Source organism: Micromonospora sp. NPDC018662 (assembly GCF_044391475.1).
GTDB lineage: Bacteria > Actinomycetota > Actinomycetes > Mycobacteriales > Micromonosporaceae > Micromonospora.
In genome coordinates, this window is record NZ_JBISAC010000007.1 from 260,389 (window position 1) to 280,079 (window position 19,691).

The following is a 19,691-nucleotide window of genomic DNA, read 5'->3' on the forward strand; positions in this document are numbered from 1 at the left end:
ACCGGCACGAGGCCCGGAGCCGGGATCGACAGGACCGCCGGGGCCGACCCGACGGACGCCTCCGGCACGCCGGGAGCCGGCGCACCGACCCGAGCCGACCCGGTGGACGGGACGGGTGGTGTGGCACCCGGCGGCGGGAGGGCCGGCAGGGGTGGCGGGCCGGGACGGGCCGGCACCCGCTCGTCGCCCCACGGGACCAGGCGCACCTGGTCGGCCGGGGAGCGCCCCCCACCGAGGACGGCGGTGACCACCGCCTCGGGGCCGAGGATGCCCTGCACCCGGTGCAAGGCGCGGTGCGCCCGCTCCCGTTCCGCGCCGGTCTCCCCCCACAGCCCGGGTTGCAGGCCGGCCTGGGCGAGCACCCCGTCCGGCACCAGCCGCAACCGGATGATGCCGGCGGTCGGGCGGGCCCCGCCCCGGCCGTTGCTGCCGGTCAGCCAGCCGTCGAGCTGCCAGCGGACCCGGTCGGCGATGGCCGCGGCGGTGAGCAGGCCGTCGTGCCGCCAGACCCGGTGCAGTTCCTGGCCGTGCGCGGTGACCGCCTCGATGCCGAGCCGGGTGCAGGCCAGCCCGTATGCGGCGAGCCGCTCGTGCAGCCGCTCGGCCAGCGTCCGGGCGGCGAACGCGGCGGCGTCGACCCGGTCGATCGGCTCGTCGTGCTCGACGGTGACGGTCAGGTCGGCGGGCGGCTGCCGGACCGCGAGCGGCCGGTCGTCCCGCCCGGCGGCGAGCCGGTGCGCCAGCGCCCCGTCGAAGCCGAACCGGGCCAGCACGTCCCCGGCGGGCAGCGCGGCGAAGTCGCCGAGGGTGCGTACGCCGAGGCGGCGCAGCAGGTCGGCCAGGGCGGGCCGGCCGAGCGCCTCGACCGGCCGGGCGGCCAGGAACGCCGTGGTGCCGCCCGGGGGCACGATCCGCCCCTCGCGGGCGGCCAGGCCGGCCGCGAAGACCCCGTCGGCGATGCCGACCTGACTCTCCACCGCGCAGCTCTGGGCCACGTGCTCGACGATCCGCTCGGCCGCCGCCTCCTCGCCGCCGAGGTAGCGGCTCGGCCCCCGGGCGGCGGTCGCGCAGGCCCCGGGGCGGATCACCTCGACGCCGGCGACCACCTCCTCGACGGCGGCCACCACCGGCTCGAACGCCCGCGCGTCCCGACCGGGATCGTGGTCGACCACGATGAGCTGCGGGCAGCGCCCCTGCGCCTCCCGCCGGCGCAGCCCGCGCCGGATCCCCTCGGCCCGGGCCCGCTCGGAGCAGGCCACCACCCGGTTGGCGTGCAGCACCACGACCGGGTCGGTGGCGGGCACGCCGTCGACGATCTCGGCGGCGAGGACGGGCCAGTCCGGGCACCACAGCAGCAGCGCCCGCGCCGGCGCGCTCACGGCCCGGCCACCGGGGCGACCACGCGCAGCCGGCGGCCCGGGACGGCGGGGACGCCGGACCCGATCGAGCGGGGGATCACCCGGGTCAGCTCGTCGCCGGGCAGCCACACCTTGATCTCCTTGGGCCGGGCGGCCGCGCCCCGGCCGCGGGCCGAGACGGTGACCTCGCGGCGACGCAGCCGCCCGCGCCCCGGCCCGAGGCCCTGCCAGACGCCACGGACCACCTGGAGCGTCACGTCCGCACCGTCCCACCGGCCGTACGGGACCAGCACGCTGCCGCGCTGCCGGGCGCGGGCGGCCAGCCGGGCGGAGACCGAGGCGGAGAGCGCGGCCGGCACGGCGGTGACCACCACGTCGACCCCGTCGATGAGCGCGGCGACGACGGTGGGCCACTCCGGCCCGGGATCGGGCACCAGGGCGAGCCGGTCCAGGGCGATCCCGGCCTCGGCCGCCGCGCCGGCCCCGAAGGTGGGTACGCCGACCACGGCGCACCACGAGCCGGCCCGGGACGCCTCGGCGAGCAGCGCGAGGATCAGCGAGGTGGCGCCGCTGTGCCGGGGTCGGCCGACGCCGACCGCGACGGTGCTGCCGCGTCGCAGCCCACGGTTGGGCAGCAGCCCGGTCAGCTCGGCCCGGACGGGGAGCACCCGGTGGCCGCCGGCCGGGTCGGGCGCGCTCGCCGGACGCACCAGCTCGGCCAGGGCGGCGGAGCCGACCACCATGCGGCCCGCCATCGGACCAACCCCCCGTCGTGTGCTGGCCACGGGCCGGCCCGTGGTGGTGCTGTGGATCATGTTTGGTGCGCTGGATGGTGTGGTGCGGCGCCCGGCCACCCGGGTCCCGCCGATGGCGGCCGGGCGCCACGACTCAGGCGGCGGCCGCCCCGGAGCGCGGCGCGGCAGCCGACCCGGCTCGCGGCGCGGTGTCGGAGCCGCCGAGCCGAGTCGCCCGGTGCAGGCCGTCGAGCGCCGGCTGGTGCGGCCGGCCGAGCGCGGTCTCCACCACTGTCACGAACTGTTCGGCGGCACGGAGCAGGTCGTCGGCCTCCCGGGCGGTGACCACCCGGGGGATGCCGGCCTCGGCGGCGGCCCGCTTGCCGGCGCCGGCGGCGAAGTAGGCGGCCCACTCGTCCAGCTCGGGGGCGACGGTGGCGAGCAGCACCCAGACGCTGGTGATCCGGTTACGCCGGGTGGGCGCGGGCCGGGCGCGCGCGGCCAGCACGGCGGCGGCGGCGCGCAGCGCCGCGAGGTGGGCGGCGGCGTACCGGAGACCGTCGGGGCGGGTGCGGGCGGCCTCGGCCAACCCCTCGCGGGCCACCGCGAGCAACTGGGCGGGGGTGCGGTGCGGCAGCACGTGCGCGGGCACCGTGGGCGCCTGGGCCGGACTGGTCGGCATGGGTCTCTCCTCCGCGTGTGGCCGGGGCGGGCGGTCGCGCGACGGGAGAACCGTCGCCCGGTCGCCCGGAGCGGTCGGTGCGGAGGAAGACGCACCTCAGGTGGCGGCCGGCCGGGTGTGAACGCTTCCCCACACCCACACCCGGCCGGCGTGCCGGCTGGTCCGTCGCCCGCCGCCCGGGGGTCGTGGGCGGCGGGCGACGACCTGCCTGACGGGCTCGGACTCGCGACTGTCCGAAACCCGGTGCGGCCCGCGGAGCCGCACCTTTTCCGGAAGTCGGTGCCGCGAAACACCGCTTCCGGAGCTGGGGAACGGGTGGGCGACCGATCGCGCGAGGCCGGGTCAACCGCGACCCGCGTCAAACGCGATCCAATCGAACACTCGTTCTAACTACCCTGACAGTACACCTCCCCACCGACGAAAACGCAACGTGTGACGCGCCCGGGACCCGCCGGAAGGACGGCCGGATTCCCAGCCGGCGCACAGCCGCGGCAAAGGCGACCCGGAACTCGCCGGACCAGGGTTTACCCCATGAACGTCAGCCGTACCGAAAAGCCCCTCCGGTGACCGCCACCGTGGCCGACCGGCGCGCGGTACGCCGTACCCCGCCGACCGCCCCGGCCTGGTGGGCCGACGTCGCCGGCGGCCTCGCGGCGCTCAGCCTGCTGGTCGTCACCGCCCTCTGGACCGCCGACCGTGGCGTGCAGGAGCTGCTGGCCGGCGCCGCCACCGGGCTCACCTCGCTCGGCCGGCTCACCGGCCTGGTCGGCGCCGACCTGATGCTGATCCAGGTGGTGCTGATGGCCCGGGTGCCCCTGCTGGAGCGCCGCTTCGGGCAGGACCGGATCGCCCGCTGGCACCGGCTCGCCGGCTTCACCTCGTTCCACCTGGTCCTGGCGCACGTGCTGCTGACCGTCCTCGGGTACGCCGGCACCGCCCGCCAAGGGGTGCTCGCCGAGACCTGGGACCTGGTCGTCACGTACCCCGGGATGCTGTTGGCCACCGCGGCGCTCGCGCTGCTGGTGCTGGTCGTGGTCACCTCGGTCCGCGCGGCCCGGCGGCGACTGCGCTACGAGTCCTGGCACCTGCTGCACCTCTACGCCTACCTGGGCGTCGCACTGGCGCTGCCGCACCAGCTCTGGACCGGCGCCGACTTCGTCGCCTCGCCGCTCGCCCGCGCCTACTGGTGGACGGTCTACCTGCTGGCGCTGGCCAGCGTGCTGGTCTGGCGGCTCGGCCTGCCGGCCTGGCGCTCGCTGCGGCACCGGATCGAGGTGGCCGCGGTGGTGCCCGAGGCGCCCGGGGTCACCTCGGTCTGGCTGCGCGGGCGGGACCTGCACCGGCTGCCGGTGCGGGCCGGGCAGTTCCTGCTCTGGCGGTTCCTGGACGGCCCCGGCTGGTCCCGCGCCCACCCGTACTCACTGTCCGCGCCGCCGCACGGCGACCTGATGCGGATCACGGTGAAGGACCTGGGCGACGACAGCGCCCGGGTGGCCGCCCTACGCCCCGGCACCCGGGTGCTGATCGAGGGGCCGTACGGGCGGCTCACCGGGCAGCACTGGCGCGGCGGCGGGATCACCATGCTGGCCTGCGGCGTCGGCCTCACCCCGCTGCTGGCGTTGCTCTGGGAGCTGCCGTACGCGCCCGGTGAGGCGGTGCTCGCCTACCGCGCGCGTACCGGTGAGGACCTGGCCTTCCGCGACGAGCTGGACCGGCTCGTCGCGGAACGCGGGCTGGTGGTGCACCACCTGGTCGGCCCCCGGGCGGCGCAACCCTCCTGGCTGCCGGCGTACGCCGAGGGGCTCGCCGACGCCGAGGCGTTGCGCCGGCTCTCCCCCGGCGTGGCCGGGCACGACGTCTTCCTCTGCGGACCGGACGGCTGGGTCGACGCCGTCCGCGCCGCGACCCGTGCGGCCGGGGTGCCCGACGCGCACGTCCATCACGAACGGTTCGCCTGGTGACAGGCGCGAAGGGAGGATCCGTGCGACGGATCACCATCTGGCTGCTGTCCACCGTGGCCGCGCTGGTGCTGCTGTTCAGCTACCGGACCAGCACCATGGGCGCCGGGGAGACCGGCGCGGTAGCGGCCGGGAACGACCCGGGCGGCGGCTCGTGGAGCGGCTCGGACGGCGACCCGGGCTCGTCGAGCGGCGGCACGACGGACGGCGGCGGCACGGCAAGCGGCAGCGGCGACGGCACGGCCACCGGGTCGGTGGCGCAGACCCGGTGGGGGCCGGTGCAGGTGAAGATCACCGTCTCCGGCGGGAAGATCACCGACGTCACCGCCGTGCAGGTGCCCGACGGCAACCGGCGGGACCAGGAGATCAACGACTACGCGGTGCCGATCCTGCGGCAGGAGGCGCTCGCCGCGCAGAGCGCGGAGATCGACAGCGTCTCCGGGGCCACCGTCACCAGCGACGGCTACCGGGAGTCGCTCCAGTCCGCCATCGACGCGGCGCACCTGCGGTGAGCGGGCCGGACCGGCGGGCCTGGGTGGAGCAGGTGATGGGGCTGCCGGTCAGCGTGCACCTGCGCGGCCCCGGCGTGCGTACCCCGGCGGTCGAGGAGCGGGTGGCGCGGGCCCTCGCCGAGCTGCGCGCCGCCGACGCGGTGTTCAGCACGTACCGGCCGGACAGCGTGCTGGGCCGCCTGCGCGGCGCGCCGCCCGGCCCGGCCGCCACCGCCGACCCGCTGGTGCGCGAGGTGGCCGGGCTCTGCGAGACGGCCCGCGCGCGGACCGGCGGCTGGTTCGACGCCCGCCGCCTGCCGCTGCCGCTGGGCGGCACCGGCTACGACCCGTCCGGCCTGGTCAAGGGCTGGGCGGTGGAACGGGCCGCCCGACACCTGACCGACCTGGCCGACCACGACCTGTGCCTGAACGCGGGCGGGGACGTGCTGCTGCGGGCCGTACCGGGCCGGCCGGCCTGGCGGATCGGGATCGAGGATCCGGACCGCCCGGACCGGCTGCTCGACGTGGTCGAGCGGGCCGCCGGCGCGGTCGCCACCTCCGGCACCGCGCGGCGCGGCGCGCACATCACCGACCCGCGCGCCGGGCGGCCGGCCGAGGCGGTCCGGTCGGTCACCGTGGTCGGCCCCGACCTGCTCTGGGCCGACGTGTACGCGACCGCGGCCGTCGCCCGCGGCACGGACGCGCTGGACTGGCTGGCCACCCTGGACGGGTACGCGGCCCTGCTGGTGGACGCCGCCGGCCGGGTCCGGGCCACCCCGGGTTGGCCCGGCTCCCGGGCCGTATCTTCTCCGCTGACGGACGGATACCGGGAAGGGTGAACACGTGCGGACCGGTGAGGTCGACAAGAAGCGGCTGTTCGAGCTGCTGTGGGGCACGCCCGCCGGGCCCCGGCGCGGGCCGCGTCCCACGCTCTCGCCCGCCGCCGTGGCCCGCGCCGGCATCGCCGTCGCCGACGCGGACGGGCTCGACGGGCTGACCATGCAGCGGGTCGCCGAGTCGCTGGCGGTGACCAAGATGGCGCTCTACCGCTACGTGCCGGGCCGGGCCGAACTGGTGGCCCTGATGCTGGACGAGGCGCTGGGCGAGCCGCCCCCGGCGCCGGCTGCCGACCGTCCCGCCGGCCGAGGCGCGGCCGACGTCCCGGGACCGGCCGACCGGACCGCCGGCCGAGGCGTGCCCGACGACCGAACCACGACCGACGCGGGCTGGCGCGGGCAGCTCGACGACTGGACCCGGCGGCTGGTCGAACGGTTCCGCCGGCATCCCTGGGCGCAGGCGGCGGCCGTGGGAGCCCGGCTGCCCGGCCCGAACGAGCTGGCCTGGGTGGAACGCGTCGTCGCCGCGCTCGCCAGCACCGGGCTCACCGCGACCGAGCGGCTCGACGTGGCGACGCTGCTGGTCGGGCACGCCCGCAACCTGGCCGCCCTGCCGCCGGACTCCGGCCGGGAGGCGGCGTTCGCCGCGCTGGTGCGCGGCCGCGAGACCCGCTTCCCCGCCCTGGCCGCCGCCCTGGCCGATCCCCCCGCCCCCCGCTCCCCCGGCTCCCCCGACCCCACCCTGGACTTCGGCCTCACCCGCATCCTCGACGGCATCCAGACGCTGCTCCACGCCCGCGCCGCCGCCGCACCCCCGCCACCCTCGGTCGATCATGAAGTTGACGGTCCGACACACCGGCCCGAGGACCCGCCAACTTCATGATCGACCCACCTGGCGGTGGGGGTGGTCGGTGTGGTGGGGGAGAATGGGCGGCATGCAGGCTGAGCCACATGTGAACGTGCGGGCGGTGCAGCGGGCGCTCGACGACGCGGGGGCGCGGGACGGGTCCGGCCACGCCAGCACCGTCCGGCTGCTGCCCGAGGCGGTGCACACCGCCGCGGCGGCGGCCTCGGCGCTCGGCGTCGACGTCGGCGCCATCGCCAACTCGCTGGTCTTCGACGCGGACGACGCTCCGCTGTTGGTGCTCACCTCCGGCGCGCACCGGGTGGACACCGCCGGGCTGGCCGCCACGCTGGGCGTGACCCACCTGCGCCGGGCCACCCCCGACTTCGTCAAGCGGCACACCGGGCAGGTGATCGGCGGCGTCGCCCCGGTCGGCCACCCCGGGCCGTTGCGCACCCTGGTCGACACCGCCCTCGCCGACCACCCCGAGGTGTGGGCGGCCGGCGGCGTGCCGCAGGCGGTGTTCCCCACCACGTACGCGGAACTGCTGCGGATCACCGGCGGCGAACCGGCCGGGGTGGCGTGAACCCCGACCTGGTCACGCTGCACGTGTGGCGGGTGCCCCGGCGGGCGGTGCCCGGGGCGCTGGCCCGGATGGCGACCCACCCGGCCCGGCTGCGCCGGCTGCCCGGCGTCCGCTTCACCAAGCTGCTCGGCACCGGGACCGGCACCGGCTTCGGGCCGGGCGACGCCGACCTGACCCGGTGGGCCGCGCTGGTGGTCTGGGACTCCCCCGCCGACGCGGCCAGCTTCGACGCCTCCCCGGTCGCCCGCTCCTGGGCCCGGATCGCCTCCGCCGCCGTGCGGGTGGACCTGCGCCCGCTGACCAGCCGGGGCCGGTGGTCCGGCCGGGAGCCGTTCGGCACGCCGTCCGGCGGGCGGGTCACCGGGCCGGTGCTGGCGCTGACCCGGGCCCGGCTGCGGGCCCGTCGGGCGGCCACCTTCTGGCGGGCCATCCCGCCGGTAGCCGTCGAGCTGCACGCCGCGCCGGGGCTGCTCGCCCGGTTCGGCGTCGGTGAGGCACCGCTGGGCTGGCAGGGCACGGTGAGCGTGTGGCGTGACCCGGCGGACCTGGTCGCGTTCGCGTACCGTTCCCCCGAGCACCGCGCCGCGATCACCCGTACCCCCACCGAGGGCTGGTACGCGGAGGAACTGTTCGCGCGGTTCGCGGTGGGCGACGTCGTCGGCGACCGTACGGTGCTCGGCTGGGTCGCCGCCGAGGGCGACCACGACTCCGCGAGAGGGAACGCATGAGGCTGGTGCGGTGGACGCCGGACGACCTGGTCCGGCGCCTGGACGACGTGGTCGCCGTCTACGGGGAGGCGATGGGCTACCGCGCCGACCTGCTGGAGGCCCGACGCGGCTACATCGCCACCCACGTCCGCCGGCCCGGGTTCCGGGCCGTCGCCAGCCTGACCACCGAGGGACACCTGGCCGGCTTCGGGTACGGCTACCTCGGCGCCACCGGCCAGTGGTGGCACGACCAGGTGCAGCGGGCGCTGGACGCGGAGGCCCGGCAGCGCTGGCTGGCCCGCCCGTTCGAGGTGGTCGAGCTGCACGTCCGGCCGCCCGCGCAGGGGCACGGCGTGGGCGCCCGCCAGCTGCGCGCGCTGCTCACCATGGCCGAGGGCGACACCACGCTGCTCTCCACCCCGGAGGCGGACGAGCAGGCGTCGCGGGCCTGGCGGCTCTACCGCCGGTTCGGTTTCGTCGACGTGCTGCGGCACTTCCACTTCCCCGGCGACGAGCGACCGTTCGGCGTGCTCGGCCGGGACCTGCCGCTGCCCGCGCCGGACGGGACATGAGGAACGCCCGGCTGCCCTGGGCGCTGCTGGCCGTGCTGGTCCTCGCCCAGATCTGCTACCCGCTCACCGGTGGCACCACCCGGGCCGGGCTGACCGTGGCCACCGTGGTGCTCGGCTGGCTGCTCTCGGTCAGCCACGCGCTGCTCACCCGGGGCGCCCGGGCCGCGACCGCGCTGGTCGCGGTCGTGACCGGCGGCGGGTTCGCGGTCGAGGCGATCGGCGTGGCCACCGGGTTCCCGTTCGGCAGCTACGACTACTCCGGCGAGCTGGGCCCGAAGCTGGCCGGCGTGCCGCTGATCATCCCGCTGGCCTGGACCTGGATGGCCTGGCCGGCGTGGCTCACCGCGGTCCGGCTCACCCAGGTGTTAAGCGGGGGCCCCTCCTCTACCGGAAGCGTTAACAGGGGGCCCCGCCTTGCCCGGATCGCGCTCGCGGCGGTGGGGCTCGCGGCGTGGGACCTGTTCCTCGATCCGCAGATGGTGGCCGAGGGCTACTGGACCTGGCGGGACGCCACCCCGGCGCTGCCCGGCCTGCCCGGCATCCCGGTCAGCAACTATCTCGGCTGGCTCGGCTTCGCGGTGCTGCTGGCCGTCGTGCTGCGCCCGCTCGCCGGGCCGGCCGTCGACCGGGTCGACCGCCGCGACGCCCCGATGTTCGCGCTCTACCTCTGGACGTACGCCTCCAGCGTGCTGGCGCACGCGGTCTTCCTCCGGCTGCCCGCGTCCGCGCTGTGGGGCGCGGCGGGCATGGCGGTGGCCGCGGTGCCGCTGGCGGTGGTGCTGTGGCGGGCCCGGCGCGACCGCGCCACCGCCCCGGGCCCCCCGCCCCGGGTCGACGCGCCGGCATGACCGCCGCCCTCGCGCTGGTGGTGGCGGTCGCCGCGCTCACCGGGCACACGCTTGTCAACGCCGTCGCCTGGCTGCGCCGCCCGACCGACGTCCCGGCCGAGGTGACCGGGTCGGTGGCGGTGCTGCTGCCGCTGCGCGACGAGGCCGAGCGGGTCACCCCGTGCCTGCGCGCGCTGCTCGCCCAGCGCGGCGTGCCCGGGTTGCGGATCATGGTGCTCGACGACGGCTCGACCGACGGCACCGCCGACGTGGTGCGCGCGGTGGCCGGCGCCGACCCGCGGGTCACGCTGCTCACCGGCGTCGCCCCGCCGCCCGGCTGGCTGGGCAAGCCGCACGCCTGCTGGCAGCTCGCCACCCGCACCGAACCGGCCCCCGACGTGCTGGCCTTCGTCGACGCCGACGTGGTGCTCACCCCGTACGCGGTCGCGGCGGCGGTGACCGAGCTGCGCGCGGCGGGCGCGACGCTGCTGTCGCCGTACCCCCGGATCGTGGCGCGGACGGCGGCCGACCGGCTGGTGCAGCCGTTGTTGCAGTGGTTGTGGCTGACGTTCCTGCCGCTGCGCGCGATGGAACGCTCGCGACGGCCCTCGCTGGCCGCCGCCGGCGGGCAGTTCCTGGTCGTGGACCGGGCCGGCTACCTGCGGGCCGGCGGGCACGCGGCGGTGGCCGACAAGGTGCTGGAGGACATCGAGCTGGCCCGGGCGGTGAAGCGGGCCGGCGGCCGGATCGCGCTGGCCGACGGCTCCCGCCTGGCGTCCTGCCGGATGTACGACGACTGGCCGCAACTGCGCGACGGCTACACCAAGTCGCTGTGGGCCTCGTTCGGGCACCCGGCCGGCGCGGCCGTCGTGCTGGCCCTGCTGCTCCTGCTCTACACCGCGCCGCCGCTGCTGGCCGTGGCCGCGCTGCTGGCCGGCGCGCCGGCGGTGGCCGGCGTGGCGTTCGGCGCCTACCTGGCCGGCGTCGCGGGACGCATGGTCAGCGCCCGGGCCACCGGCGGTCGGTCCTGGCCCGACGCGCTGGCCCACCCCGTGTCGGTCGTGGTCCTGGGTTGGCTGACCGTCCGGTCGTACCATCTGCGGAAGCGACGCCGGCTCACCTGGCGGGGTCGCCCGGTCACCTAGGAGGGGCACCCCATGGCGCGCATCGTGGTCATCGGCGCCGGCGTGGGCGGGCTCGCCACCGCCGCCCGGCTCGCGGTCACCGGGCACGACGTCACCGTCCTGGAACGGGCCGGCACGGTCGGCGGCAAGCTCGGCCGCTACACGCACCACACCCCGGAGGGGGCGTGGCGCTTCGACACCGGGCCGAGCCTGGTCACCCTGCCGCAGGTCTTCTCCGACCTGTTCGAGGCCACCGGCGCGAAGCTCGACGAATACCTCGACCTGGTCCCGCTGGACCCGATCGTGCGGCACGTCTTCCCCGGCGGCGGGCCGGCGCTGGACTCCTGCGCCGACCCGGACGAGTTCGCCGCCCGGATCGGCGCCGTGCTCGGCGACCGGTCCGCCGCCGACTGGCGGCGGCTGTGGCGCCGCGCCGACCGGGTCTGGGCGGCCTCGCACCGGGACATCCTGCGCCGCACCGTGGACTCGCCACGCGACCTGGCCGCGCTGGCCTGGCGGCTGGGCGACCTCGCCGCCATCGGTCCCGGCCGCACGCTGCGCGGGCTGGGCCGGAAGTACCTGTCCGACCCGCGGCTGCGGATGCTGCTCGACCGGTACGCCACCTACACCGGCGCCGACCCGCGCCGCGCGCCGGCCGCGCTGGTCGCCGTCCCCTACGCCGAGCTGGCGTACGGCGGCTGGTACCTGCGCGGCGGGCTGGGCACGCTCGCTGACGCGCTGCTGTCCCGCTGCCTGGACCTGGGCGTGCTGATCCGCACCGGCGCGGCGGTCACCGGCATCGACGCGGCCGGCGGCCGGGTGCACGGGGTACGCGTCGCCGGGTCGGCCGCGCCGGTCCCCGCCGACGTGGTGGTGGCCAACGTCGACGCCCTCACCGTCTACCGGGACCTGCTGCCGCACCCGCGCCGGCTGGCCGCGCTCACCGACCGCAGCCTGGCCGGTTTCGTGCTGCTGCTGGGCGTGCGCGGCGACTCCGGGCTGGCCCACCACACCGTCTTCTTCCCCCGCGACTACGACGCCGAGTTCGACGCCGTGTTCGGCGACCCCGGTCGCGGCGTACGGGCCCGCCCGGCCCCCGACCCGACCGTGTTCGTCACCGCCGCCCACGACCCGGCGGTCCGACCGGACGGCCACGAGGCGTGGTTCGTGCTGGTGAACGCGCCCCGGCACGGCACCGCCCCGGACGCGGTGGACTGGCGGCGGCCGGGGCTGGCCGAGGCGTACGCCGGTCACGTCCTCGACGTGCTGGCCGAGCGGGGCGTGGACGTACGGGACCGGCTGGTGTTCTCGGAGATCCGCACGCCGGCCGACCTGGACGCGGCGACCGGCGCGCCGGGCGGGGCGATCTACGGCACCGCGGGCGGGCTGCTGCGCCCGGCCAACCGGGGCCCGGCGGCCGGGCTCTGGCTGGTCGGCGGCTCCACCCACCCCGGCGGCGGCCTCCCCATGGTGACGATGTCCGCCGAGATCGTCGCCGACGCCATCGGCCCGGCGTGGTGAAAGGAGGGGGCCCCGCTTAACGTTTTTGGTAGAGGCGGGGCCCCCGCTTAACACCTCGAAGGGCGGTCAGCCGGCGTCGACGAGGGCCCGACGGACCGCGGCGAGCAGCTGCCCGAGGCCGAAGCCGGCGAGCAGCACCCACACCGTGGTGGCCATGGTGATGGTGCCGGCGGTCAGGTCGGCGTCGATCAGCCCGGTGAGCCCGGCGACCAGCAGCCCGACCAGGGCCACCGAGACCCGGGTGGGCCGCTCCCCCACGGTGACCGCGCCGATCTCCCGCATCCCGGCCGAGACGGACCGCGCCCGCACGTACTCGTGCAGCCAGGACAGGCCACCGGCCGCGGCGACCAGCGCGCCGGGCGCGCCGAGCAGCCAGAACGCGATCAGCCAGGCCACCTCGCCGAGCCGGTCGGCCACCGAGTCGTAGACGTAGCCCAGCCGGGTGGTGCGGCCGGTGGCCACCGCCACCGCGCCGTCGACGCTGTCCGCCACGGCGGCCAGCAGCACGAACAACGCGCCCAGGAACGGCCCGTCGCCGGGCCGGCCCACCAGCAGGGGTACGCAGAAGCAGAGCAGCACCCCGAACACGGTCACTGCGGTCGGGCCGACGCGCAGCCGGCCCAGCACGAAGCCCACGTGATAGGCGAAGCGCAGCCAGGCGCGCACCACCGGCGCGGCGCCGCGGGGATCGAACCCACCGTGCAGCCGCGCCCACGCGGTCGCGTACTGGTCCCAGTTCAGCTGTGTGCCCACCACGGATCAACCGTAGAAGGGTGGCCCGGGTGTCGTGTGGGCGGTGGTCACACCCGCGCGTCGGCCCGCAGCCGCTGCCACACCTCACGGGTCGCGGTGGACCGGTTGAGCGTGATGAAGTGGATCCCCGGCACGCCCTCGTCCAGCAGCTTCCCGCACATCTCGCCGGCCTGCTCGACCCCGAGCCGGCGCACCGCCTCGGGGTCGTCGGCCACCCGCTCGAACCGCTCGGCCAGCGCCGGCGGGAACGGCGCGCCGGAAAGCTGCACCGACCGCGCGATGGTGCCGATCTGGGTCACCGGCATCACCCCGGCGAGGATCGGGGTGTCGCAGCCGGCGGCGGCGACCCGGTCACGCAGCCGCAGGTAGTCGTCGGCGTCGAAGAACATCTGGGTGATGGCGAACTCGGCGCCGGCCCGGCACTTGCGGACGAAGTGCGCGGTGTCGCTGTCCACGTCCGGCGAGCGCGGGTGCTTGTACGGGAAGGCGGCCACGCCGACGCTGAAGTCACCGCTGTCGCGGACCAGACGGACCAGGTCCTCGGCGTACCGGACGCCCTCGGGGTGGGCGATCCACTCGCCGCCCGGGTCGCCCGGCGGGTCGCCCCGCACGGCGAGCACGTTGCGCACGCCGACCGACGCCAACCGGCCGATCACGTGGCGCAGCTCGGCGGTCGAGTGGTTGACGGCGGTGAGGTGCGCCATCGGCAGCAGCGTGGTCTCGGTGGCGATCCGTTCGGTCACCGCGACCGTGGTGTCCCGGGTGGAGCCGCCCGCGCCGTAGGTGATCGAGACGAACGAGGGGCGCAGCGACTCCAGCTCGCGGATCGCCTGCCAGAGCAGCTTCTCCCCGGCGTCTGTCTTCGGGGGGAAGAACTCGAACGAGAAGGTCGGTTGGCCGTCACGGATCAGCTCCCCGATGGCCGGCTGGGGGTTGGGGAGGACCGAGGGTAGACCGAGCGCCACGGACCGACTGTAGCCGGACCGGGCCGCCGTGCCGAGGATCTTCCCAGTCCGCGAGCGGCCCGACCCGGGACGTCGTACCCCGGGGGTAGGAACGACGGCAGCGCGGTGGGGCGGCGGGGGCCGGCCCGGGGGCCCGCGCGGGGGTCGCCCGACGGCGACGCGCCGGTGCGGCACGACCGGGCGTCCGCGTCGCCATCCACGCCGCCGCCCCGGAGGTCCCGATGTTCCCGTCCCCGCCGTCCGGCCCCCGCCCGCTCGGGCCGCTCCTGGCCGAGTTGCGGGCCGCCCGCGGCTGGAGCCAGCAGCGGATCGCCGCCGAGCTGTGCGCCGCCGCCGGCGTGCCCACGCTCACCCGGCACGAGGTGTCCCGGTGGGAGCGCCAGCGGCGGCTCCCCGGCGACTTCTGGTCCGCCTGGCTGGCGACGGTCCTCGGGGTCCCGGGCGAGCTGATCGCCGAGGCCGCGGCGCGCAGCCGCCAACTCCGCCGCGAGCCGGCCGGTCGACCGCCCGAACCACCCGCCGGACCCGCCCGGGCCGTCACCCGGGCCGCCGGTGGCCCGAGCCGGCGGTCGGGCGCCACCCGGGGTCGCCCGCGCCCACCCGCCCGGTCCGCCCGGTCCCCGCACCCGGGTGGCCCGGGGCCGACGTCCGCGCGCACGCGGACCGAACCAGCGCGGTCACGGGCCGAACCAGCGCGGGCACGGGCAGCGCGGACGCGACCCGAACCGGCGCGGGCACGGGCCGAACCGGTGCGGACGGAACCGGCGCGGGCACGGGCCGAACCGGCGCGGGCACGGGCCGAACCGGCGCGGACCGGATCGGCGCGGGCACGGGCCGAACCGGCGCGGACCGGATCGGCGCGGGCACGGGCCGAACCGCGCCGGGCGGCACACCGGGGCGGCGACGGGGCGAGTCCGGCGGGAACCGGCTAGCGTCGTGGCGTGACCCACGCTGCTCCCGTCTCCCCCGTCGACCGCGCCGGTCTGCGCCAGCGGATCGACAAGGCGCTCACCGAGTTCCTCGCCGGCCAGCGCGCCTGGCTGACCACCGTCGACGACGGCCTGCTGCCGGTCGCCGAGGCGATCGAGGCGTTCGTGCTCGGCGGCGGGAAGCGGCTACGCCCGGCGTTCGGCTACTGGGGCTTCCGGGGGGCCGGCGGGGTCGACTCCGACCAGGTCGTCGCTACCCTGGCCGCGTTGGAGTTCGTGCAGGCCAGCGCGCTGATCCACGACGACCTGATGGACCGGTCGGACACCCGGCGGGGCGAGCCGGCCGTGCACCGGCGGTTCGCCGCCCGGCACCGCGCGGCGGGCTGGGGCGGCGACGCCGACTCCTTCGGCGACGCCGCCGCGATCCTGCTGGGCGACCTCTGCCTGGTCTGGTCCGACGAGCTGCTGCACTCCGCCGGCCTGCCCCCGGCGACGGTGGCGCGGGCCCGGCCGGTCTTCGACGAGATGCGCACCGAGGTGACCGTCGGGCAGTACCTGGACGTGCTGACCCAGGCCACCGGCGACACCTCGCTCGAGCGGGCCGGCAAGGTGGCCCGGTACAAGTCGGCGAAGTACACCGTCGAGCGTCCGCTGCTGCTGGGCGCCGCGCTGGCCAACGCTCCGGCCGAGGTGCACGCGGCCTACTCGGCGTACGGGTTGCCGCTGGGTGAGGCGTTCCAGCTCCGCGACGACGTGCTGGGGGTCTTCGGCGACCCGGAGCGCACCGGCAAGCCGGCCGGCGACGACCTGCGCGAGGGCAAGCGGACGTACCTGGTGGCGGCCGCCCTGGAGACGCTCGACCCGGCCGGTCGGGAGCTGCTGTTGGGCGGGCTCGGCGAGCCGGGTCTGGACGCCGCCGGGGTGACCCGGCTCCGCGAGCTGATCACCACGAGCGGCGCGCTGGAGCGCACCGAGCGCCGGATCGCCACGCTGACCGAGGGCGCGCTGGCCGCGCTGAACGCCGTCAACCTGGACACCGAGGCCCGCCAGGCCCTGGTCGACCTGGCCATCGCCGCCACCCGCCGCACCGACTGACCCCACCCATCGCCCTACCCTGCCCTCACCCTCCCACCCCACCCCACCCCGCCCCAAGATCCGCGCTGATTCACGGAAAGAGTGGTCATTCCGCGCGCGATAGCCACTCTTTCCGTGAATCAGCGCGACGGTGGGGGTGGGGGGTGGGGGAGGCGGGCGGCGAGGGCAGGGGGCGGGGAGTTAGAAGGCGACGGCCTGGGCTCGGCGCTTGACCTCGCGGGCCAGGTCGCCGGAGAGGGCGGCGGCGGGCGTGCCGGGGAGGGACGGGTCCTCCCGGTAGAGCCAGCGCAGCGCCTCCTCGTCGTCGTACCCGGCGTCGGCGAGCAGGTTGAGCACGCCGGGCAGGTGCTTGAGCACGATGGCGTTGGCCACCAGGTCGGCCGGGATCCGGCGGACGCCGTCGCGGCGCACCGCGAGCAGCTCCCGGTGCCGGATCATCTGGTGGACCTTGCTGATCGACAGGTCGAGGCGCTCGGCCACGTCCGGCAGCGTCAGCCAGCCGGCCGGGTCGGTCGGTCCGGGCAGGTCGGCGCCGGTCTCGGCGGGTACGGAATCGGTCACCAGAACACCCTGCCACGTGCCCGCCGCGCCCGGCGCACGGCACCCCCGGACCGGCCGGTGGAGTGTGGCGGTCCACCCTCGTCGTACCCCGGCGGTAGCATCCTGTTCAACCTTCACCGTCCCGACACATAGACTGCCTGCCGATGGACACACAGGTCGCCGACACGTTGCTGGGCTCGCTGATCGACGGGCGCTACCGCATTCGCGGTCGCGTGGCTCGTGGCGGCATGGCGACCGTGTACACCGCCACCGACGAGCGCCTGGAGCGCACCGTGGCGGTCAAGATCATTCATCCCACCCAGGCGCCGCAGGCGCGGGCCCGGATGGCCGGCTTCGTCGAGCGCTTCACCGACGAGGCGAAGACCATCGCCCGGCTCACCCACCCGAACGTGGTCGCGGTCTACGACCAGGGCATCCACGGCGGCCTGCCCTACCTGGTGATGGAGTACGTCCGCGGCCGCACGCTGCGTGACGTGCTCGCCGAGCGGCGGCGGCTCCGGCCGGACGAGGCGCTCGCCATCGCCGAGCAGATGCTCGCCGCGATCGCCGCCGCCCACCGGGCCGGTCTCGTGCACCGCGACGTCAAGCCGGAGAACGTGCTGGTCGCCGAGGCGCCCGCCGGCGCCGGCGGCAGCCTCGTCGACAGCGTGGTCAAGGTGGCCGACTTCGGGCTGGCCCGGGCCGTCGAGGCCAGCGCCGAGGAGGAGAACGGCAACCAGCTCATGGCGACGGTGGCCTACGTGGCACCGGAGCTGGTCACCCAGGGGCACGCCGACCCGCGCACCGACGTCTACTCGGCCGGCATCGTGCTGTTCGAGATGCTCACCGGCCGGGTGCCCTACGACGGCGACCGCCCGGTGGAGGTGGCCTGGCAGCACGTCGACCGGGACGTGCCGGCACCGTCGACCCTGGTCCCGGCGCTGCCGCCGGTCCTCGACGCGCTTGTCGCCCGAGCCACCCGACGGGACCCGGCCGCCCGCCCGGCCGACGCCGGAGCGCTGTTGACCGAGGTGCAGTCGGCCCGCGAGGAACTGGGCAACCCGCACGCGCACACCGCCGTGCTGCGCCAACTCAGCGACGACACGGCGGTGTTGAGCCAACCGACGCAGGTGGTGGCCGCCGTCCGGCCGGCCGAACGGCCGGCCTGGGCCCGGCTGCCCGAGGGCGGCGCGCAGCAGCCGCACCGGCGGCGCGCCGACGAGCCGGCGGGGCTGGGCGACCGGCTGGCCGCCCTGCGTACCCGGATCATGGGCTCACCGCGCGGCCGGCTGGCCGTCGCCGCGGCGGTCGTGGTGCTCGGCTTGGTGGCCGCGTTGGGCGGCTGGTGGTTCGGGGTGGGCCGGTACACCGTCGCGCCGCAGCTGGTGAGCCTCACCAAGGCCGAGGCGGAGGCGCAGGCCCAGCGCGGCGGTTTCACGCTGCGCTACGCCGACGCCCGCTACGACGAGAAGGTGCCCAAGGACACCGTGCTCGGGCAGGCTCCGGGCTCGGCCGCCCGGATCGTCAAGGGCGGCACCATCACGCTGACGCTGTCCCTCGGTCCGGAGCGACTGCCGGTGCCGGACGTGGTGGGCAAGGACTTCGAGCTGGCCCGGACCGAGCTGACCGACGCCAAGCTGGCGCCGGCCAAGGGTGGCTCCCGCTACGACGACGCGCTGCCGGCCGGGGTGGTGCTGGCCACCGACCCCAAGGTGGGCACCGTGGTCAAGCCCGGGTCGAAGGTGACGCTGATCCTCAGCAAGGGCCGCGCCCCGGTGACCGTGCCCAACCTGGTCGGCAAGAACGTCAACGAGGCCCGGGGCATCCTCGGGAAGCTCGGGCTGACCCCGGAGGAGAACTACAAGGACTCCGACAAGCCGAAGGACGAGATCCTCGGCCAGAGTCCGGCCGACGGCACCGGCGTGGAGAAGGGCGCGAAGGTCAAGCTGGAGATCAGCAAGGGCCCGCCCCAGGTGGCCGTCCCCCGCGTCATCGACATGCCCTGCCAGCAGGCCAAGCAGACGCTGGAGAGCCAGGGCTTCCCGGTCAACGTCCAGCTCAACCCGAACGGTGTGGCGCGGCTGCAGAACCCGGCCGAGAACACGCCGGTGCCGCCGGGCACCACGGTCACGGTGACCTGCCTGTGAGCCCGGCGGAGGCGACCGGCGGGCACCGGCGGGTGGGCTCGCACACCCCCACCTCGGGCGGGCTGGCCCGGGCGGTGCTGCCGTACGCCGAGGCCACCGCGTCCGAGGTGGTGCAGGTCTACGTCTCCAACTCGCGGGGTTGGGCGCTGCCGGCGGGCGACCCGGCCCAGGACGCGCTGTTCCGGGACGGCTGCGGCGAGCGTGGCCTGCCGGTGTTCATCCACGCCTCGCTGCTGGTCAACCTCGGCTCCCCCACCCCGGCCACGGTCACCCGGTCGGCCGAGACGCTGGCCCACGCGCTGCGCCGGGGCCGGGCCATCGGCGCCGAGGGTGTGGTGTTCCACGCCGGCAGCTCGGTCGACGCCGGGCACGCGGAGGCGGCGCTGCGGCAGGTCCGGGCGTCGTTGCTGCCACTACTGGACGAGACCGCTGCCGTCGGCGGGCCGATGCTGCTGGTCGAGCCGAGCGCCGGGGGCGGCCGGTCGCTGGCCTCCCGGGTCGAGCACCTCGGCCCCTACCTGGACGCGGTCGACCGGCACCCGATGCTGGGGGTCTGCTTCGACACCTGTCACGCCTGGGCCGCCGGGCACGACCTGGCCGCCGACGGTGGCATGACCGCCACGCTGGACACGCTGGTCGCCACCGTGGGCGCCGACCGGCTGCGGCTGGTGCACGCCAACGACTCGAAGGACCTGTGCGGCTCCACCCGGGACCGGCACGAGAACATCGGCAAGGGCAGCATCGGCGAGCCGGCGTTCGCCGAGCTGATGCGCCATCCGGCGACCGCCGGCGTGCCGGTGCTGGTGGAGACGCCCACGGAGAGGCACGTCGGCCACGCCGCCGACATCGCCACCCTCCGGCGCCTCCACCCCTGACCGGCGACGCGGGACACCCACCGCCGGACCGCCCGGACCGGACCGCCCAGTCTGTCCGCCCGGCCGCCCCGCAACGTTGATCAAGGAGTTTGCGTCCCGATCAGCGCCAGAACCGACCCGAACTCCTTGATCACCGAGGGCGGGCGC

General features: G+C 76.6%; 19 protein-coding genes and 1 pseudogene. 14 read left to right on the forward strand and 6 right to left on the reverse strand.

From position 1 onward, the window contains the following. Positions 1-74: 74 nt before the first annotated feature. The 3 genes and pseudogenes from ACH495_RS21250 to ACH495_RS21260 form a co-directional block, all read right to left on the reverse strand. Positions 75-1,379: pseudogene (locus ACH495_RS21250) on the reverse strand (DNA polymerase Y family protein); the annotation flags it as partial. Then, positions 1,376-2,113, reverse strand: coding sequence for a hypothetical protein (locus tag ACH495_RS21255; protein WP_396859442.1), 738 nt, complete (start codon positions 2,111-2,113; stop codon positions 1,376-1,378). The pseudogene ACH495_RS21250 and the gene ACH495_RS21255, both read right to left, overlap by 4 nt. A 133-nt stretch (positions 2,114-2,246) precedes the next feature. Then, positions 2,247-2,774, reverse strand: a complete 528-nt coding sequence (locus ACH495_RS21260; RefSeq protein ID WP_396859443.1) for an SAV_6107 family HEPN domain-containing protein — start codon at positions 2,772-2,774, stop codon at positions 2,247-2,249. Positions 2,775-3,337: 563 nt separating this feature from the next. Here ACH495_RS21260 and ACH495_RS21265 point away from each other — a divergent pair. From ACH495_RS21265 to ACH495_RS21310, 10 genes are read left to right on the forward strand one after another with little or no spacing between them, the layout of a single operon-like run. Beyond that, positions 3,338-4,735: a ferric reductase-like transmembrane domain-containing protein gene (locus ACH495_RS21265; RefSeq protein ID WP_396859444.1), complete on the forward strand. Its 1,398-nt coding sequence runs from the start codon at positions 3,338-3,340 to the stop codon at positions 4,733-4,735. Positions 4,736-4,755: 20 nt separating this feature from the next. Further along, the gene (locus ACH495_RS21270) at positions 4,756-5,244 is read left to right on the forward strand and encodes an FMN-binding protein (RefSeq protein ID WP_396859445.1); all 489 of its coding nucleotides are present in this window, start codon (positions 4,756-4,758) and stop codon (positions 5,242-5,244) included. Continuing rightward, positions 5,241-6,062 (forward strand): FAD:protein FMN transferase, encoded by an 822-nt coding sequence (locus ACH495_RS21275; protein WP_396859446.1) that lies wholly within the window; start codon positions 5,241-5,243, stop codon positions 6,060-6,062. Before ACH495_RS21270 ends, ACH495_RS21275 begins: the two co-directional genes overlap by 4 nt. 4 nt (positions 6,063-6,066) lie before the next feature. Further along, positions 6,067-6,942, forward strand: coding sequence for a TetR/AcrR family transcriptional regulator (locus ACH495_RS21280; RefSeq protein WP_396859447.1), 876 nt, complete (start codon positions 6,067-6,069; stop codon positions 6,940-6,942). Positions 6,943-6,994: 52 nt separating this feature from the next. After that, positions 6,995-7,489, forward strand: coding sequence for a YbaK/EbsC family protein (locus ACH495_RS21285; RefSeq protein ID WP_396859448.1), 495 nt, complete (start codon positions 6,995-6,997; stop codon positions 7,487-7,489). Beyond that, complete coding sequence (locus ACH495_RS21290; RefSeq protein ID WP_396859449.1) at positions 7,486-8,217, forward strand: monooxygenase; 732 nt, start codon at positions 7,486-7,488, stop codon at positions 8,215-8,217. Before ACH495_RS21285 ends, ACH495_RS21290 begins: the two co-directional genes overlap by 4 nt. Beyond that, complete coding sequence (locus ACH495_RS21295) at positions 8,214-8,768, forward strand: GNAT family N-acetyltransferase (RefSeq protein ID WP_396859450.1); 555 nt, start codon at positions 8,214-8,216, stop codon at positions 8,766-8,768. Before ACH495_RS21290 ends, ACH495_RS21295 begins: the two co-directional genes overlap by 4 nt. Next, a complete protein-coding gene (locus tag ACH495_RS21300; RefSeq protein WP_396859451.1) occupies positions 8,765-9,616 on the forward strand; it encodes a carotenoid biosynthesis protein in 852 nt (283 codons plus the stop codon). Before ACH495_RS21295 ends, ACH495_RS21300 begins: the two co-directional genes overlap by 4 nt. After that, positions 9,613-10,740 (forward strand): glycosyltransferase, encoded by a 1,128-nt coding sequence (locus ACH495_RS21305; RefSeq protein ID WP_396859452.1) that lies wholly within the window; start codon positions 9,613-9,615, stop codon positions 10,738-10,740. The genes ACH495_RS21300 and ACH495_RS21305 overlap by 4 nt, the downstream gene beginning before the upstream one ends. Positions 10,741-10,752: 12 nt before the next feature. After that, positions 10,753-12,240: a phytoene desaturase family protein gene (locus ACH495_RS21310; protein ID WP_396859453.1), complete on the forward strand. Its 1,488-nt coding sequence runs from the start codon at positions 10,753-10,755 to the stop codon at positions 12,238-12,240. 66 nt (positions 12,241-12,306) lie between these two features. On the opposite strand, the gene ACH495_RS21315 is transcribed toward ACH495_RS21310, so the two are convergent. Then, positions 12,307-12,996 carry a CDP-alcohol phosphatidyltransferase family protein gene (locus ACH495_RS21315; RefSeq protein ID WP_396859454.1) on the reverse strand — a complete coding sequence of 230 codons (690 nt, stop codon included), beginning with the start codon at positions 12,994-12,996 and terminating at the stop codon, positions 12,307-12,309. 44 nt (positions 12,997-13,040) lie between these two features. Further along, a complete protein-coding gene (metF, locus tag ACH495_RS21320; protein WP_396859455.1) occupies positions 13,041-13,958 on the reverse strand; it encodes a methylenetetrahydrofolate reductase [NAD(P)H] in 918 nt (305 codons plus the stop codon). Between the two features lie 221 nt (positions 13,959-14,179). Here metF and ACH495_RS21325 point away from each other — a divergent pair, with 221 nt between their 5' ends. Together ACH495_RS21325 and ACH495_RS21330 are read left to right on the forward strand one after the other, a co-directional pair. After that, a complete protein-coding gene (locus ACH495_RS21325; RefSeq protein ID WP_396859456.1) occupies positions 14,180-14,890 on the forward strand; it encodes a helix-turn-helix domain-containing protein in 711 nt (236 codons plus the stop codon). 9 nt (positions 14,891-14,899) lie between these two features. After that, positions 14,900-15,982 carry a polyprenyl synthetase family protein gene (locus ACH495_RS21330; RefSeq protein ID WP_396859457.1) on the forward strand — a complete coding sequence of 361 codons (1,083 nt, stop codon included), beginning with the start codon at positions 14,900-14,902 and terminating at the stop codon, positions 15,980-15,982. A 180-nt stretch (positions 15,983-16,162) separates the two neighbouring features. Here the strand turns inward: ACH495_RS21330 and ACH495_RS21335 are convergent, their stop codons facing one another. Continuing rightward, a complete protein-coding gene (locus ACH495_RS21335) occupies positions 16,163-16,543 on the reverse strand; it encodes an Rv2175c family DNA-binding protein (RefSeq protein WP_396859458.1) in 381 nt (126 codons plus the stop codon). A gap of 143 nt (positions 16,544-16,686) precedes the next feature. Between ACH495_RS21335 and pknB the strand changes: the two genes are divergently transcribed. Together pknB and ACH495_RS21345 are read left to right on the forward strand one after the other, a co-directional pair. Next, positions 16,687-18,669, forward strand: coding sequence for a Stk1 family PASTA domain-containing Ser/Thr kinase (gene pknB / locus ACH495_RS21340; RefSeq protein WP_396859459.1), 1,983 nt, complete (start codon positions 16,687-16,689; stop codon positions 18,667-18,669). Beyond that, complete coding sequence (locus ACH495_RS21345; protein ID WP_396859460.1) at positions 18,666-19,544, forward strand: deoxyribonuclease IV; 879 nt, start codon at positions 18,666-18,668, stop codon at positions 19,542-19,544. The genes pknB and ACH495_RS21345 overlap by 4 nt, the downstream gene beginning before the upstream one ends. The last annotated feature ends 147 nt before the right edge of the window (positions 19,545-19,691 follow it).

Excerpts from the sequence above, each read along its gene's own strand:
- ACH495_RS21295 (WP_396859450.1), top strand. The coding sequence starts at position 8,214 with ATGAGGCTGGTGCGGTGGACGCCGGACGACCTGGTCCGGCGCCTGGAC.
- ACH495_RS21300 (WP_396859451.1), top strand. The coding sequence starts at position 8,765 with ATGAGGAACGCCCGGCTGCCCTGGGCGCTGCTGGCCGTGCTGGTCCTC.
- ACH495_RS21255 (WP_396859442.1), bottom strand. The coding sequence starts at position 2,113 with ATGGCGGGCCGCATGGTGGTCGGCTCCGCCGCCCTGGCCGAGCTGGTG.
- ACH495_RS21305 (WP_396859452.1), top strand. The coding sequence starts at position 9,613 with ATGACCGCCGCCCTCGCGCTGGTGGTGGCGGTCGCCGCGCTCACCGGG.
- ACH495_RS21285 (WP_396859448.1), top strand. The coding sequence starts at position 6,995 with ATGCAGGCTGAGCCACATGTGAACGTGCGGGCGGTGCAGCGGGCGCTC.
- ACH495_RS21260 (WP_396859443.1), bottom strand. The coding sequence starts at position 2,774 with ATGCCGACCAGTCCGGCCCAGGCGCCCACGGTGCCCGCGCACGTGCTG.
- ACH495_RS21325 (WP_396859456.1), top strand. The coding sequence starts at position 14,180 with ATGTTCCCGTCCCCGCCGTCCGGCCCCCGCCCGCTCGGGCCGCTCCTG.
- ACH495_RS21310 (WP_396859453.1), top strand. The coding sequence starts at position 10,753 with ATGGCGCGCATCGTGGTCATCGGCGCCGGCGTGGGCGGGCTCGCCACC.
- pknB (WP_396859459.1), top strand. The coding sequence starts at position 16,687 with ATGGACACACAGGTCGCCGACACGTTGCTGGGCTCGCTGATCGACGGG.